Source organism: Ktedonobacteraceae bacterium (assembly GCA_035653615.1).
Taxonomy (GTDB): Bacteria; Chloroflexota; Ktedonobacteria; order Ktedonobacterales; family Ktedonobacteraceae; genus DASRBN01.
This window is the reverse complement of record DASRBN010000032.1, coordinates 59,050-74,552: the sequence shown is the minus strand read 5'-3', so window position 1 is coordinate 74,552 and position 15,503 is coordinate 59,050. Positions and strand designations below refer to the sequence as shown.

Below are 15,503 nucleotides of genomic sequence, written 5' to 3'. Positions count from 1 at the left end.
ATACTACAAACAGTATCGTCATATACCACCATTATTTCGCGAGGAGAAGTATGCCAGAAAATTACCAATATATTTTAGTTGATCGTGATGAGCGCGTCGGCATCGTCACCCTCAATCGCCCGGAAGTCCTCAATGCCCTCAATCATCATGTTGTGAGCGAGCTTGCCAGCGCGTTGGAAGCATTTGACAACGATGATGATATCAGGTGCATAGTCATTACCGGCGCTGGCGACAGGGCTTTTGCGGCGGGGGCCGATATCAAGGAAATGTCCGATAAATCGCCCATCGACATGATGCTAGGTGGCTTTGAAGCCTGGCAGCGCATCCGGGGGATTCACAAGCCCCTGATCGCGGCTGTCGGTGGCTACGCGCTTGGCGGTGGCTGCGAACTGGCCATGCATTGCGACATGATCGTCGCTTCTGAGAATGCAAAGTTTGGCCAGCCCGAAATTCTGCTCGGCGTCATCCCCGGAGCCGGTGGAACGCAACGCCTGGCGCGCACCATCGGCAAATACCGCACCATGGAAATGGTACTGACCGGCGCGCAGATTCCGGCGCAGGAACTGGCCAATCTGGGCCTGGTAAATCGTGTCGTGCCAAGGGGCGAACACCTGGCGGAAGCGGTTAAACTCGCCAAAACGGTGGCTGCCCAGGCCCCTATCGCCGTGCGCCTGGCAAAAGAAGCAGTCCAGGCCGCGTTTGAAACCTCGCTCACCGAAGGCCTGGAGCTGGAGCGCAGGAACTTCTTCCTGCTCTTCGCCACCGAAGATATGCGCGAAGGCATGCGCGCTTTCCTCGAAAAGCGGAAAGCGAATTTCCAGGGGAGATAAAAATCTATGGAAGAAGCGGTTATCCTCTCAGCGGTACGTACTCCCATCGGACGCTATGCGGGGAGTTTGAAGGATGTGCGCCCGGATGACCTGGCCGCGCTGGTGATAGCGGAAGCGGTACGCCGGGCGGGTATTGATGCCGGTAGTGTTGAAGATGTTATTCTTGGCTGCGCGAACCAGGCCGGCGAGGACAACCGCAACGTTGCCCGTATGGCGTTGTTGCTGGCCGGTCTGCCGGTTCACGTTGCCGGGCAGACCGTTAACCGGCTATGCGGCTCCGGCTTGCAGGCCATTAATAGCGCCGCTCAGGCCATCGCGACCGGCGCGGGTGACACGTTTGTGGCGGGGGGCGTGGAGAGTATGACGCGCGCGCCATTTGTGCTGGGCAAGGCCGATAGCGCCTTCAGTCGCAGCATGAACCTGCAGGATACCACCCTTGGCTGGCGCTTCGTCAATCCTCGCCTCTCCGCCATGCATCATCCCTACAGTATGGGTGAAACGGCGGAGAATGTGGCCGAGCGTTACTCGGTCAGCCGCGCCGATCAGGATGCTTACGCGCTGCGCAGCCACCAGCGAGCGGTAGCCGCGCAGTGGGCAGGCCGTTTCGCGGAAGAAATCGTGCCGGTGACCATCCCGCAGAAAAAGGGGGAGCCGGTTATCGTTGCCCAGGATGAGCAGCCGCGCCCGGATACCACATTGGAGAAGCTGGCCGCGCTCAAGCCCGTCTTTCGCAAAGATGGAAGCGTGACGGCAGGCAACTCTTCGGGAATCAATGATGGCGCGGCTGCCCTGGTGCTGACATCCCTGAGCCGTGCCCGGGAACTCGGCCTGCGCCCTCGCGCGCGCATTGTGGCCACCGCAGTAGCGGGTGTCGATCCGGCGTATATGGGCCTCGGTCCCATTCCTGCCACGCGCAAGGTCTTACAGCGCGCCGGTCTGAGCATCAAGGATATCGATTTGATCGAACTGAACGAGGCTTTTGCCGCCCAGACCCTGCAATGCATAAGAGAACTGGAGATCGACCAGGAAAAGCTCAATGTCAACGGCGGTGCCATCGCGCTTGGTCATCCGCTTGGCTGCAGCGGAGCGCGCCTGGTCGTCACATTATTGCATGAGCTGGAGCGGCGCGGCGGTCGCTATGGCCTGGCAACCATGTGCATAGGCGTGGGCCAGGGGATCGCGACGATCATCGATATTTCAACCCCGGCCGGGGTCGAGTAATCCTGAGCGTTCGCGCCGCTGCCAACGGGGAGAGCATACCTCGCCAGCCCGGAACGGCCAGGTAGAATAGTACTAGAACGTAATAGGTGCAGGATACATTGATCTTCAGGAGCATACCTATGGAAAATCCTCAGGCAGCAAGAAAATGGTCGGACTTGCGCGGAATAGCCGTAGTCAGCCTTGCGAATGGCACTAAAATAGGCTCGGTTGACAATTTTTACTTTGATCCGGCGACCTCTCAGGTCTATGCTTTCCGGGTGAAGGCAGGCCTGTTCAGCCATAAGATACTGCATGTGTCCGATATTCGAGGCATTGGACAGGATGCGATTACCTGCGCTAACGAGGAAGCTATACAAAGCGCATCGGAAGATAGCCAGCTCTCTTCGCTTCCAGACGGTGAGACTCTACCCACCTTCAGGGTCATGAGCGCGAGCGGAACTGTGGTTGGCAGTGTTGGAGAGGTGCTGCTTGATACGAGCAATCCGTCCACCGTACAGATCACCGGGGTCGTGCTCAGTGGTGGTCTGCTCCAGCACCTCGGCATTCACTCTTCGACGATGATTAAGGCGCAGGATATCCATTATGGCCAGCATGTTCTGGTCATTCCCGACGAGGTGGCGCAAACGCTTCAATGAGAAAGAGAAGTTTGTGATGCAAGCGGGCATATTTTTCATCGCGCGATGAAAAATATGCCCGCTTGCATCACAAACCTAGTGAAAGACTTCTTCCCCATTTATTGCCGATTCATACGCTTCCTTTAGTTTGGGAACTGTTTCGTATTGATCGAGTTCCGATGGTTTGATCCAGCGCATTTCTTCGGCCTCCCAATCAGTGTGAATGGCATCGGGAGTCAGCACTTCGAACAGGAAAGGATGAACGAACCAGTGCCTTCCTATTGAGGCATCGACATATTCTACAACCGCGCCTCGCTTAAGCATGCGCACCTGGTCGCGCTGCAAGCTTGTCTCTTCACGGATTTCGGTATAGGCCTGCTCGTCGGGCGTCACGCCCTTCTCGACGAAGCCGCTGATGCCTCCCCAGCGCGCATTATAGCTGCCCACGCGCTGGCTGCGGCGCACAATCAAGATGCGCGGTTCATCATTGTCAGGGCTGTCAGTACGCATCAGAAAATTGGTGACAACGGGAGTATCCCGTAAAGATTCGTGCTCTTTATTCAATGGTTGAGAATCCATATTTCCACTCCTGGAAAAGTTGATGGTTGACTTACGCTTGACAGTACAGATTGGCTCCTATATAGTATGCTTGGCGTAGCATACCTAAATTACATCGCCATCTGGCATTCGTATGCTATCATTATATCTTTTTTTCGCGCCTTTTAAGGCCTGTGTACCTGACTACTGGAGGTAGGCCGAGTGTCATCGCTAACGACGTTGGATATCGTCCTCGTCCTGATTGCCCTGGTTTTGGGAGCGGGGGTTGCTCTCTACGCCGGGTATTTACTCGGGACGACACGAAATAAACAAAAATTTGAAGAACGCCTGCGTCTCGAAAAGGAGGTCAATGAGCAGCGACTGCTCGATCTTCAGGCGCAACAGCGTGAGGCACTGCATGAGGCACGTGACGAAACCGCCCGCTTCCGCGCGGCCCTGGAACGTGACAATGCCGAACGGCGTGCAGAACTGCAGCGCCAGGAACGGCGCTTGCAGCAAAAAGAAGAGGTTCTGGATCGAAAAATCGATGCGCTGGAGCAGCGTGAGCGCAAGCTTAGCGCGCGCGAACGTGCTGCCGAGCAAACCCGTGAAGAGTTGGAGGAGGTAAAGCTCGAACAACTCAACGAGCTTGAGCGCATTTCACGGCTCACCGAAGAGCAAGCGAGAGAAATCTTACTTTCTCGTATTGAAAATCAAGTGCGTGCTGAGGCGGCACGCAGAATTCGCGCAATTGAGGAAGCGGCCCGCGAAGAGGCCGATGCCCGCGCGCGCGAAATCATTACGCTGGCCATCCAGCGCTGCGCCTCCGACCAGGTAGCCGAGGCTGTTGTCTCGGTGGTACCCTTGCCGAATGATGAAATGAAAGGCCGCATCATCGGTCGCGAGGGGCGCAATATCCGGGCGCTTGAAGCTGCCACGGGTGTTGATCTCATCATCGATGATACGCCGGAAGCGGTCATTCTATCGGGTTTCGACCCCGTGCGCCGCGAGGTGGCCCGTCTTGCATTGACGAAGTTGATTATTGACGGGCGCATTCACCCTGCTCGTATTGAGGACGTGGTTGCCAAAGCGAAGCAGGAAGTGGATATCATCGTGCGCGAAGCGGGCGAGCGCGCGGCGATGGAGGCCAATGTCCATGGCCTGCAGCCCGAATTGCTCAAAATCCTGGGCCGCTTACACTTCCGCACCAGTTACGGGCAGAATGTACTCGCGCACTCCGTCGAGGTCTCCATTCTGGCCGCGACCATGGCCTATGAACTGGGCGCGGATGTCAACGTGTGCAAAACGGCGGCTTTGCTGCACGATATGGGCAAAGCCATCGATCAGGAGGTAGAGGGGCCTCACGCCATCATCGGTGGCGAGATCGCGCGTCGTTTTGGCAAATCGCCCAGGATCATTCACGCCATAGTCGCGCACCATGCTACCGAATCCGAGCCGCAGAGCCTGGAAGCCGCCATCGTGCAGGCGGCAGATGCGATCTCCGCCGCGCGTCCCGGCGCGCGCCGGGAAACCATCGACCTGTACATCAAGCGCCTGGAAGCGCTTGAGAATATCGCCAATTCGTTTACCGGCGTGGAAAAATCGTTCGCGATCCAGGCCGGTCGCGAGGTGCGCATCATCGTCAAGCCCGAAGAAATCGACGAATACACCGCGAATCGCCTGGCCAGCGATATTGCCCACAAGATCGAGGAAAGCCTCGATTATCCTGGGCAAATCAAGGTAGTCGTGGTTCGCGAGACGCGCGCAATTGATTACGCCAAATAAACCCGGCAAGCCGCAAGGCTTCGCCGGCTATGCTGTTGTTCATTTTAGTGTAGCTCTAGAATCAGGAGGAAAGGCCGCCTGATGAATTTTGACAATCTAAATTGGCCCTGTCATTCTGAATGTTAACAACCAATTTGGCTCTGTCATTCTGAATGTTAACAACCAATTTGGCCCTGTCATTCTGAGCGCAGCGAAGAATGACAGGCTTGATCGCTTACTGATTGTGGCTGTCAAAATTCATCAGGCTGCTTATTTGTATGACAAATTACATTGATCTTCACACCCATTCGACTGCTTCGGATGGTATTTACTCGCCGACCGAACTGCTGCGCCGCGCCAAAGAGATCGGCCTGCGCGTTCTTGCTTTGACCGATCATGATACGACTGATGGTGTCAATGAGGCATCACAGGCGGCTCGTACGCTGGATATAGACTTTATCCCCGGCATCGAAATCAATACCGATGTCAGCGGCGGAGAAGTACATGTGCTCGGATATTTCATTGAATATGCGCGCCCGGAATTTCAGGCCATCATTAAGGTGCTGCGTGATGCACGCGAGCGGCGCGGGCAGCGTATCGTTGAAAAGCTGAACGAGCAGGGCATCAATGTCTCCTGGGACCGCGTGCGCGAGATAGCGCAGGGAGCGGTAGGCAGGCCGCACGTTGCCAAGGCCCTTCTGGAAGCTGGCTATGTCCAGACCATCGGCGAGGCTTTCGACAAATATATCGGCACAAACTGCTATGCCTATGTCCCTCGCTACCGGCTTACCCCGGAAGATGCTGTGCGCCTCATCGCCAGCGCCAACGGCCTGCCGGTGCTGGCCCATCCTGCCGAACTTCCCGGCCTCGACGAACTGCGCAACTGGCTACCCGGCCTGTGCGAAGCCGGCATGGTCGGCCTTGAGACCTACTACGGCCCCTATACACCTGAAGAAGAGCAGGCCTTGCTCGCCCTTGCCAATGAATACAACCTTATTCCAACGGGCGGCACCGACTTCCATGGCCCTGGCATCCATCCCACGCCGCTTGGCGGTCGCCACGTCCCCTACGAGGCGGTTGAACGCCTGAAGGCCGAGGCAGCTAAACGACGAGGCAAGAAGCCCCCGTCTTTCGAGCTACCCCCTCCTGTGCAGGAGAAGTAATGGGGAGAAGGTAGGGGCCAGATTATGCAGTTTGATGAAATATTCTGGTAGTTGGACGCGGGCCGATCAAACGGCGGTGGGCGCGGTCAATCGTCCCCTACGGCTCGTAGGGGACGATTGACCGCGCCCACCGCCGTTTGATCGGCCCCAGTGTGCAAGTTGAGCGGCAGCGCAGGGATGCTGTTGCCGATTGATCATGCCCATCGCCGATTCATCGGCCCAGGCAGGTTTCCCACAATATTTTGCTAAAACTCATGATCTGGCCCCAATTACTCTAGAGAAAGATACTCAAATTATGACACACCTCTACTTAATCCGTCACGGCCAGGCTGATGGGCTCCAGCCGGGCATCATCGGCTCGATCACTCCCGATTCGGGCCTCTCAGGGCTGGGGATTATGCAGGCCGAACGCCTGCGCGACCGGTTAGCCACCACCGGCGAGATACAGGCCGATGTCTTGATCTCCAGCCCGCTGAAACGTGCCAGAGAAACAGCTGATATCATCGCTCCGGCGCTGGACTTGCCAGTGCTGATCGATGACGAGGTCCAGGAGCTTAATCTGGGCGAGTGCGAGGGCCTGACCTTCGCGCAAATTATTGAGCGTTTTGGCCGGACGGATTGGGATCAGGAACCATTTCGCAAGCTGGCCCCCAACGCTGATAGTTTGATGGAGTTCGTCATGCGCGCCTGCCATGGCATTGATCGCATTACCCGGCAATATGAAGGAAAAACAATCGTGATTGTCTGCCATGGTGGCATTATTCAAGTAACGTTCACCTACTTCTTTCACCTCGGCATATGGCGTCAATTTCCGATCATCGCTCATAACACCTCGATTACCCACTGGCACAAAAGCACCTTTTACGTTAACGGGAAAGCGGAAACGCTCTGGGGATTGGTTCAACTCAATGATCACACGCACCTGCGCGATATCGGCGCGGCAAGACGTATTGACTGGGAAAACATTCCTCCCATGCCCGTTGCATGGCGAGCGCCGGAAGAGTAAATCAGGTACAACGAATGATGTGGAAGCCGCGTATAATAATTAGGGAAGATGCTGAAAGAAGAAATCCTGAGCCAGATAACACGAGGATAACACTTGAAACGAGAAACCACGCGCCAGAACCGGCACCGCTTTGTGCGCGAGCTTTTAGAAATACTGACCCTTACTCTTTTGATGTTTCTTGTGCTGCGTTTCGCCGTCCAGAATTTTCGCATCGATGGACCGAGCATGGAACCAACACTGCACAACCAGGAATATATCCTCGTCGATAAAGCGGCTTACTTCTTTCACGCGCCCGAGCGAGGTGATATCATCGTCTTCGAATACCCGCTCAACCCGCAGGTGGACTACATAAAGCGCATCATCGCTATTCCCGGTGACATCATCAGCGTCGTCGGGCAGCGCGTAACCGTTGATGGGGTGACGCTGAACGAGCCATACATCAATAAGAGCGATCCATTCAATCCTTTCTCCCCCATCGTTAATCGCATTGTAGGGCCGAACGAATATTTTGTGATGGGAGACAATCGCGGCAACAGTTCCGACTCACGCGAATGGGGATTTGTGCCGCGGCAGAACATCATTGGCAAGGCAGATTTCATCTACTGGCCATTCGGTGTCAGCAATTATGGCCTGCTTCCCAATGCCAGCCCGGTTTTCGCCAAAGTTCACCAATGAATGGGGAAGCGCCAGTCCAGGGCCGATCAATCGGCGATGGGTACGGTGAACCGGCCCCTACCCGTAGGCCCCGATTGATCGTGGGCAGCGCCGATTGATCGGCCCCCTCGTCACAAATTTCGAAAATCATCGCTTGATCCCAATGCCGCTGGTCTACAAACTGCGCATGGCCTCGCGCCATCCCCTCTCGCGCCAGCGACTCCTGCCATCACCGGCGCCATCTTCGCCCGCCGGTCGCCGTCGCAATTTCTCCTCTTCCACCTGCTCGTTCATCAAGAGACTCGCCGCGAGAGCTGCCACTTCCTCCAGGCCAGGCTCACCTTCGGGAGCCTCACCCGCAGCCGTTGAAACCGCTGGCGCTTCTACATTTCGCGTATCCCATTCTTCCGCGATAAAATCTGTGGACATATCTCCTGCTTGAAAGCGTGGGTTATCCATCAGCCAGCGCGCGAAAGGCAGCGTCGTGCGCACGCCCATAATGCGGTATTCATAAAGCGCGCGGCGCAAGCGCGCAATGGCCTGCGCGCGATCCTTGCCCCATACAATCAACTTGGAGAGCAGGGGATCATAGAAAAGCGGCACCTGCAAACCCTTATATAAGCCGCTATCGACGCGCACGCCGGGACCTGCCGGCTCCTGCAATTCCAGCACCGTGCCCGTGGCCGGTAAAAAGCGATTTTCGGGGTCTTCCGCCGAAATGCGGCACTCAATCGCCGCTCCATTGAACTGGATATCTGCCTGCGTAAATGAGAGCGGTAGTCCGGCGGCCACGCGAAACTGCTCCTGCACCAGGTCGATGCCGGTGCGCAGCTCCGTCACCGGGTGTTCCACCTGGATTCTGGCGTTGACTTCCAGGAAATAGAAATTGCGGTCGGGGCCGAGCAAAAATTCGGCGGTCCCGGCATTGATGTAGGAAATGGAGCGAATCAGGTTGATGGTCGCGGCCGTCATGCGCTGGCGTAGTTCTTCGTCCAGTACGGGAGAGGGCGATTCCTCGATCAATTTTTGATGGCGGCGCTGGATGCTGCACTCGCGCTCGCCCAGATGCACGACATTGCCATGCGTATCGGCGATGAACTGCACCTCGATATGCCGCGCGGGATGGATGGCCTTTTCCAGGTAGACACGATCATCGCCAAAAGCGCTTTTGGCCTCGCTGCGCGCCGTGCGCAGGGAAGCCGGCAGGTCTTTGGGGTCGCGCACGAAGCGGATGCCCTTGCCGCCACCGCCAGCGGCCGCTTTCAGCAATAGAGGATAGCCGATGCGCGCGGCCGCCTCCGCAATCTGCGCGTCATCCAGTTCATCGGTCATGGCGCCGGGCACAATCGGCACGTCCACTGCCTTCGCCATCTGGCGCGCGGCCGTCTTCTCGCCCACCCCTCGCTGCACTGCCGCGGGTGGCCCGACAAAAATCAACCCCGCCTCGTTACACGCCTCCACGAACGCGGCGTTCTCCGAGAGAAAGCCATAGCCGGGATGGATGGCCTGCGCGCCCGCCCGCTTAGCGGTTTCGATGATGGTAGGAATATGTAAATAGCTCTTTGAAGCCTGTGATGGACCGATATGATATGCCTCGTCGGCCATACGCACGTGCAAGGCGTTGCGATCAACATCACTATACACAGCCACACTTGTCAGGCCAAGCTCGCGGCACGCGCGAATTACACGCACGGCAATTTCGCCGCGATTAGCAATCAATACCTTCGAAAAAGGCCAGTTGGATATGGAGTTTGTAGGCACGGAAACGCTCCTTTCAATGACTGTATTATCGCAGATTCGCGCCGGATTCACAATCTATTTGATCCGGTGATTACCTGCTTAATGCTTATAGGAAAATCAGGTTACCCTTGAGGTCACATCGTATCATTTTTTCATACGAATAAGGTAAACTAATACAAAAGAATCTTTAGTTACCTGGGTTACTTAGAAGGATAAGAGCAGGAAAGAGATGTGTTAGCAGTAAGGACATTACTTGCTGCAACTGGGGGGAGAAAGGAAAAATATGGGAGTGCATCACACTTCAGGGAGCAAAAAATGCTTTTCCATCATTGGCATCCTGGCCATGATGCTGGCAGGATTAAGCGCATGTAGCCAGGGCAGTTCAGCACCTACCTTCGCTAATCCAACACCGATTACCATTGGAGCATCAATCTCGATCAAAGGCGACTTCGCAGCCGATGCGGCGGCAGTTCTTCGGGGGTACCAACTCTGGGCGCAAACCATCAACAATAGCGGCGGATTGTTGGGGCGCCCGGTCAAGCTGGTCATCCTTAACGACGACAGTACACAGGACAAGGTGAAAGCTAACTACGATACCTTGATTACCAAAGATCATGTCGATTTGCTCTTTGGGCCTTTCTCCACGTTTCTGACCAAGCCCGCGTCCACAGAAGCGCACAAGTACCATTACGCGTTTGTGGAAGGCGAGGGTGGTGGCCCTTCACTGTTCGATCCGACGCAGGGGTATGGCTTCGATGATCTCTTCTGCGTGACTCTTCCGGCAGCGAACAACCTGGAGACGTTCGCCGATTACATCCTCTCGCTGCCGCTCACGCTCAATGGCAAACCCTACCGGCCCGTAACCGCCGCCTATGCGACGTCTGACGACCCGTTCACGCAGCCACAACTACAACTGGCCGAAACGATGATGGAGCGGGGCGGAATCAAGACGGTGTACTCGAATGCTGACAATCCTTATTCAGCCGATGATCCCAATTACGTCACGAAGTTTATTCCTGGGGTGGCGCAAAAGATTGTGAACTCAAAAGCCCAGGTGGTGCTCTTGGGCACGCAGTTCCCCGACGTGATCGCCTACCTGAGTGTCTTCAAGAAAGATCACTACAATCCGCAAGCCATCATCGCCACGGCAGGTCCCGACCAGGGCCGGGATTTCATCAAAGGAGTTGGCGGAGTCAAATATACCGAGGGTATGTTCGTGCCCAATGGCTGGTATCCCCAGGCCAATACGTTCGGGAATGCGCAGATGGTGCAGGCTTACCTGGCGCAATATGGCGGCAACGAGAACGATATCAATGCCGACGTGGCCGAGGCCTACTCCACCGGGCAGGTCCTGGAGCAGGCGATTACCAGAATCCATAGCCTCGACAATACGAAATTGATCACTGAACTGCATAACGATGTTTTCAACACGGTGCAGGGTCCGGCAGAATTTCCCACCAATCTCCATGGAATGAATAGCGAGGCGCTGGCCTACCTGTTCCAATGGCAAAATGGAAATTTCATCCCGGTGTATCCCTCTTCGGCGGCCGCGGAGAATCCCGAGTTTCCTAAAGCCACGAATTATTAAGCAACCAGGAGACTGCTGTATTCGTCCGCCGGAGAGTTTTAAATAAAGGGCAAAAGGAACTAACCGTTTTTGAGAAGGAAAAACGGGCGGTTCCTTTTGCCCTTTTTACCGATTCGTATAGGAAATTTTGGTGACTCTTCCCCCCGAAAGTTCCATTTTCCCATAAATTCAGGTAAAGTAAAACTCGTTGATTTACTGAGCAATCCCGATTGAGCTTCGTATAGGGTAGGGGTGTACTCCATGGGCGTTCGCATAGGCCAGTGGAGCGCGTCTTCTCGCAAAAGGCAACCACAAAGGTCCCTGCCCAGGCTATCTCGCAGCAACCGAGGGGAGAGAAATGAAAGACATTCTAACGGGCTTCACTATAAAGTCTAGAGGGGCCATACCGATCGTTTCTATCATGGTCATCATCCTGACCGTGTTGAGCGCCTGTAGTTCCGGCGGCAGCACCGGCTCGACGAACTTTACTGATTCGACACCCATCACCATCGGCGCTTCGTTCTCCAATTCAGGCGATTTCGGCGATGACGGCAAAGCCGTCGAAAAGGGATATCAGCTCTGGGCACAAATGGTCAATAACAGCGGCGGCATACTTGGTCGTCCCGTGCGGCTGGTGATCCTGCACGACAACAGCGACCCGACTCAGGTGACTGCAAACTACAAAACGCTGATTGACAAGGATCACGTAGACCTGCTGGTTGGGCCATTCTCGACACTGCTCACAAGGACGGCAGCAATCGTGGCCGATGGCGGCAATGCCTCGCATGCTGTTTACGCATTCGTTGAGGGTTCGGGTGGAGGTCCCTCGGTATTTGACGCTCATCACACTAATATCTTCAGCACCAGTGTGCCGGCAGCCAATAACCTGGAGACGTTCGCCGATTACATCCTCTCACTGCCGCTCACGCTCAATGGCAAACCCTACCGGCCCACGACTGCCGCCTATGCCACTTCTGATGACCCGTTCACGCAGCCACAGTTGCGCATAGCGGAGGGTATGATGGAGCATGGTGGCATCAAAACGGTCTACTCGAATGTCGATAACCCATACTCGGCTGACGATCCCAATTACGTCACAAAGTTTATTCCTGGGGTGGCACAAAAGATTGTGGACTCACACGCGCAGGTGGTATTGTTAGGTACACAGTTCCCCGATGCAGTTGCCTATCTGAATATCTTCAAGAAAGACCACTATAATCCGCAAGCCATTATCGCTACTGCTGGGCCAGATCAGGGGCAGGATTTCATCAAGGCGGTAGGCGGAGTTCAATACACTCAGGACATCTTTGTGCCCAATAGCTGGTATCCAGATGCCAACACCTTCCAGAATGCGCAGATGGTGCAGGCTTACCTGGCACAATATGGCGGCAGCAAGTATGATATCAATGCCGATGTGGCCGAGGCTTTTTCGGTTGGGCAGGTCTTGCAGCAGGCGATTACAAAGATTCACAGCATCAATAATGCCGCTCTGATCAATGAACTGCACAATGATGTCTTCAATGGCGTCCAGGGGCCAGAAGAATTCCCCAGCAACCTGTATGGACAAAATAGCCTGGCGCTGGCCTACCTGTTCCAATGGCAAAATGGAAATTTTCTTCCAGTGTATCCCTCTTCGGCGGCCGCGGAGAACCCCCAGTTCCCTAAAATTGTGAATTATTGAGAACCAGGGCGACTGCCAGGGTGCGCCCCTACCCTACGCGGGCCTGCTTGCTTCGCATAGGATAGGGGCGCACCCTGGCAGTCGCCCTATAAGGTCTGTTTATGATCCAGCAATCACTTCATTCAAATCCCTGCCCAGGTCCTTCAGCAGCACCATCGCTGCGTTGCGTCCTGGCGCTCCTGTGACTGAGCCGCCCGGATGCGTTGTCGCGCCGGTCTGGTAGAGGCCGGGAATCGGCATGCGATGCTGCGCATAGCCGGGAACGGGCCGCAACGCTTCAGTTTGTGACGGGTCCTGGTCGCCGCCGTGACAGTTGCCGTGCCAGTTGTGCCGGTTATGGCGCTCCAGGTCAAGCGGGCTGCGGATTTCGGTCGCCAGTATCTTGTCATCCGTCAGGTTGGGAGCGTAGCGGCGCAGGTGTTCCAGATTGCTGGCCGCTACCTGCTCCTTGATCTCGTCCCATTTTCCGGCTCCCTCGCGTAACGAGTAGGGCTGCACGTTGATGATCTTCATCGTATGCTTCCCCTCTGGCACGCGCGATGGGTCCTCTACCGAGGGCGTCAGTACCAGCAGCACGGGGTCGTCGCTGTTAACGATGCCGTGATCGAAATCCCAGGCCACGCGTAGCTGCCGCTCATCCGTTTGCGCGATGCCGGCCGCCACCACTGCCAGCGAGCCTTCATCTGTAGCGAACCTGGGCGGCTCGCTCGTCGCGTAGTGGGCCACGAACATCGAGCGTCCCGCTTTGTAGGTTTCCACCCCGTACAGGAATGCATCCCCCCAGGCCCCGGCAGGCGCCATCTCTATCAGATGTTTGACGTGGATGGTCGACACAACGGCATGACGCGCGCGGAACTGCTCCCCGTCCTCCGTTTCGACACCCACACAGCGACCTCCCTCAAGTATCAGGCGGCTCACCGGCCTGTTCGTCAGCACGGTTCCACCGTGATCCTCGATGTAGCGACCGAGCGCGGCGGTCAGTTTGCCGGAGCCGCCTTTGGGGATAGCCCAACCGCTGCGCTGCCGCCCGGCCACGAACGAATAGGCCAGTAGCCCGGTTCCGGGGCGTTCCGCCGGCTGCAGCGTTCCCTCCGCGAACCATAGCATCCACGACTTCACATGCCAGTCTTCAAAGGCCGCGTCGATGATATCCCAGGCCGAAAGCCCCTGGCGCCGCATCCAGATGGCTCCCTGTGGGTGTGAAGCGAGCGCGCCCGAAACCGACGAGTCCCAGCCGATAGGCGTATAGCGGATTTTATTGAAAATGGGAGCCACAGCGCGCCATTCGGTGATCATCTTGCGATATGTATCCGCGTCCTTACGCGAAAACTTCGCGATCTGCTCGCACGTGCGATCAATATCGACCCACTGCGTGATGTAGCTGCCATCGGGGAATATCACGTGCGAAGCCGGATCGACCTGTACATACTCCAGCCCATATTCTACCAGCGGCAGTTCCTGGTTGCGCCAGATCGGGCTTTCCATGAAGATCGCGTGAGCCGTCGAGCAGGTATCATGCAAAAAGCCGGGCAGCGTCAACTCCTCGGTCGTCGCGTTACCGCCAATTACCGAATGCGCCTCCAGCACCACGCAGGAATAACCGGCCTTAGCCAGGTAAGCCGCCGTCACCAGGCTGTTATGCCCGCCACCGGCCACCACGATATCAAATTGTTCTGTCACCGTTCGCGCCTCCTGTTGTATGGGAACAATAGAATATCAAATCAGTCCCGCGTTCGCCACATCTTGCCGCAGTTCCTCGCGCTCTTCCGGCGTAATCTGCATCAATGGCGGGCGTACCGGGCCTCCGACCATCCCCATCAGGTCGCACCACGCCTTCAGGTAGGCAATCGGCATCACCCGGCGCGCAGGCCATGGGTCGCGCAGCCATTTATCGAAGACCTGGCGCGCCGGGTCTAAACGACGCGCAACCGCCGCTGCCTCCTCGATGCGATTCTCGGAAACGAGCGCCGTATAATCCTTGATCAGCGTGTAGCCGGGCTTCTGGATCAAAAATGGCGAGGCCGAGGACATGTACAGCTGGCAACCATGCTCAACCATCAGCCCAAAAAAGTTGCGCTCATCAGGCTGGCTCACCAGAATGCGATCTCCCACCAGCCGCAGCGTCTCCAGCGTATGTGGCATCTTGGGCGAATTCTTCACCGCGATGATATTCTCCAGGTCTGCCAGGCGGCTCACCATCTGTGGACTGAGCGTGATGCCGGTATAACCCGTGTTGGTAATCAGTATTCCCGCCTCAGTGCGATCCGAGATATAGCGGAAATAGCTGTAAATTTGCTCGTCATCGTAGGCCATGAAATACGGATTGCCCACCGCAAGGTAATCGGCTCCGGTGCGCTCGGCATGATGAGCCAGTTCGACGCTTTCCTTAACCGAGGTATGGCCGATATGAATCATGACCGGCACGCGGTCGCGGCACTCGTCAATCACAATTTCGGCGGCTCGCTTGCGTTCCTCTGTCGTCAGCGCCCAGAATTCGCTCATGAAGTGGCCGCAATAGATGCCGTCGAGCAACCTGTTCTCGATGCAATAGCGGATATTGTCGCGCAGTCCCTGCTCATCCAGCTCGTCATCAGCTGTGAAAGGATAGGGGATTGCTCCCCAGACACCCCGCAGATGGGCGCGTGCATACGCTTTGGCCTCGGCGCGGCTATAACGAGGAGATGTGTTGATGAGACCCATCGATGCCCTTCTTTCCTTATTAGATG

Annotated in this window: 14 protein-coding genes; 9 read left to right on the top strand and 5 right to left on the bottom strand. The window is 56.2% G+C overall.

Features of this window, described 5'->3' with window-relative positions; all coding sequences use genetic code 11:
- The first annotated feature begins 50 nt into the window (after positions 1 to 50).
- The 3 genes from VFA09_17800 (at position 51) to VFA09_17790 (ending at position 2,686) form a co-directional block, all read left to right on the top strand.
- On the top strand, positions 51 to 830 hold the full coding sequence (locus VFA09_17800; GenBank protein ID HZU69135.1) for an enoyl-CoA hydratase-related protein: 780 nt from the start codon (positions 51 to 53) through the stop codon (positions 828 to 830).
- Positions 831 to 836: 6 nt separating this feature from the next.
- Complete coding sequence (gene pcaF, locus VFA09_17795) at positions 837 to 2,051, top strand: 3-oxoadipyl-CoA thiolase (GenBank protein ID HZU69134.1); 1,215 nt, start codon at positions 837 to 839, stop codon at positions 2,049 to 2,051.
- 119 nt (positions 2,052 to 2,170) lie between these two features.
- Complete coding sequence (locus VFA09_17790) at positions 2,171 to 2,686, top strand: PRC-barrel domain-containing protein (protein ID HZU69133.1); 516 nt, start codon at positions 2,171 to 2,173, stop codon at positions 2,684 to 2,686.
- 75 nt (positions 2,687 to 2,761) lie between these two features.
- On the opposite strand, the gene VFA09_17785 is transcribed toward VFA09_17790, so the two are convergent.
- Positions 2,762 to 3,244 carry an NUDIX domain-containing protein gene (locus VFA09_17785; GenBank protein HZU69132.1) on the bottom strand — a complete coding sequence of 161 codons (483 nt, stop codon included), beginning with the start codon at positions 3,242 to 3,244 and terminating at the stop codon, positions 2,762 to 2,764.
- A 180-nt stretch (positions 3,245 to 3,424) separates the two neighbouring features.
- Between VFA09_17785 and rny the strand changes: the two genes are divergently transcribed.
- Together rny and VFA09_17775 are read left to right on the top strand one after the other, a co-directional pair.
- Positions 3,425 to 4,987 carry a ribonuclease Y gene (gene rny / locus VFA09_17780; GenBank protein ID HZU69131.1) on the top strand — a complete coding sequence of 521 codons (1,563 nt, stop codon included), beginning with the start codon at positions 3,425 to 3,427 and terminating at the stop codon, positions 4,985 to 4,987.
- Positions 4,988 to 5,244: 257 nt separating this feature from the next.
- Positions 5,245 to 6,129 carry a PHP domain-containing protein gene (locus VFA09_17775; GenBank protein HZU69130.1) on the top strand — a complete coding sequence of 295 codons (885 nt, stop codon included), beginning with the start codon at positions 5,245 to 5,247 and terminating at the stop codon, positions 6,127 to 6,129.
- A gap of 66 nt (positions 6,130 to 6,195) precedes the next feature.
- Here VFA09_17775 and VFA09_17770 read toward each other — a convergent pair whose 3' ends face one another.
- A complete protein-coding gene (locus tag VFA09_17770; GenBank protein HZU69129.1) occupies positions 6,196 to 6,333 on the bottom strand; it encodes a hypothetical protein in 138 nt (45 codons plus the stop codon).
- 91 nt (positions 6,334 to 6,424) lie between these two features.
- Between VFA09_17770 and VFA09_17765 the strand changes: the two genes are divergently transcribed.
- Together VFA09_17765 and lepB are read left to right on the top strand one after the other, a co-directional pair.
- On the top strand, positions 6,425 to 7,135 hold the full coding sequence (locus VFA09_17765) for a histidine phosphatase family protein (GenBank protein ID HZU69128.1): 711 nt from the start codon (positions 6,425 to 6,427) through the stop codon (positions 7,133 to 7,135).
- A 93-nt stretch (positions 7,136 to 7,228) separates the two neighbouring features.
- Positions 7,229 to 7,810 carry a signal peptidase I gene (lepB, locus tag VFA09_17760; GenBank protein ID HZU69127.1) on the top strand — a complete coding sequence of 194 codons (582 nt, stop codon included), beginning with the start codon at positions 7,229 to 7,231 and terminating at the stop codon, positions 7,808 to 7,810.
- A 153-nt stretch (positions 7,811 to 7,963) separates the two neighbouring features.
- Here lepB and VFA09_17755 read toward each other — a convergent pair whose 3' ends face one another.
- Positions 7,964 to 9,550 (bottom strand): acetyl-CoA carboxylase biotin carboxylase subunit, encoded by a 1,587-nt coding sequence (locus VFA09_17755; protein ID HZU69126.1) that lies wholly within the window; start codon positions 9,548 to 9,550, stop codon positions 7,964 to 7,966.
- 268 nt (positions 9,551 to 9,818) lie between these two features.
- Between VFA09_17755 and VFA09_17750 the strand changes: the two genes are divergently transcribed.
- Positions 9,819 to 11,117, top strand: a complete 1,299-nt coding sequence (locus VFA09_17750; GenBank protein ID HZU69125.1) for an amino acid ABC transporter substrate-binding protein — start codon at positions 9,819 to 9,821, stop codon at positions 11,115 to 11,117.
- Positions 11,118 to 11,454: 337 nt separating this feature from the next.
- Positions 11,455 to 12,777, top strand: a complete 1,323-nt coding sequence (locus VFA09_17745; GenBank protein ID HZU69124.1) for an ABC transporter substrate-binding protein — start codon at positions 11,455 to 11,457, stop codon at positions 12,775 to 12,777.
- A 99-nt stretch (positions 12,778 to 12,876) separates the two neighbouring features.
- On the opposite strand, the gene VFA09_17740 is transcribed toward VFA09_17745, so the two are convergent.
- Both VFA09_17740 and VFA09_17735 read right to left on the bottom strand, forming a co-directional pair.
- Entirely contained in the window at positions 12,877 to 14,457 is a 1,581-nt protein-coding gene (locus VFA09_17740; protein HZU69123.1) for an NAD(P)/FAD-dependent oxidoreductase, read from the bottom strand.
- Positions 14,458 to 14,493: 36 nt separating this feature from the next.
- Complete coding sequence (locus tag VFA09_17735; GenBank protein ID HZU69122.1) at positions 14,494 to 15,477, bottom strand: dihydrodipicolinate synthase family protein; 984 nt, start codon at positions 15,475 to 15,477, stop codon at positions 14,494 to 14,496.
- Between the last annotated feature and the right edge of the window lie 26 nt (positions 15,478 to 15,503).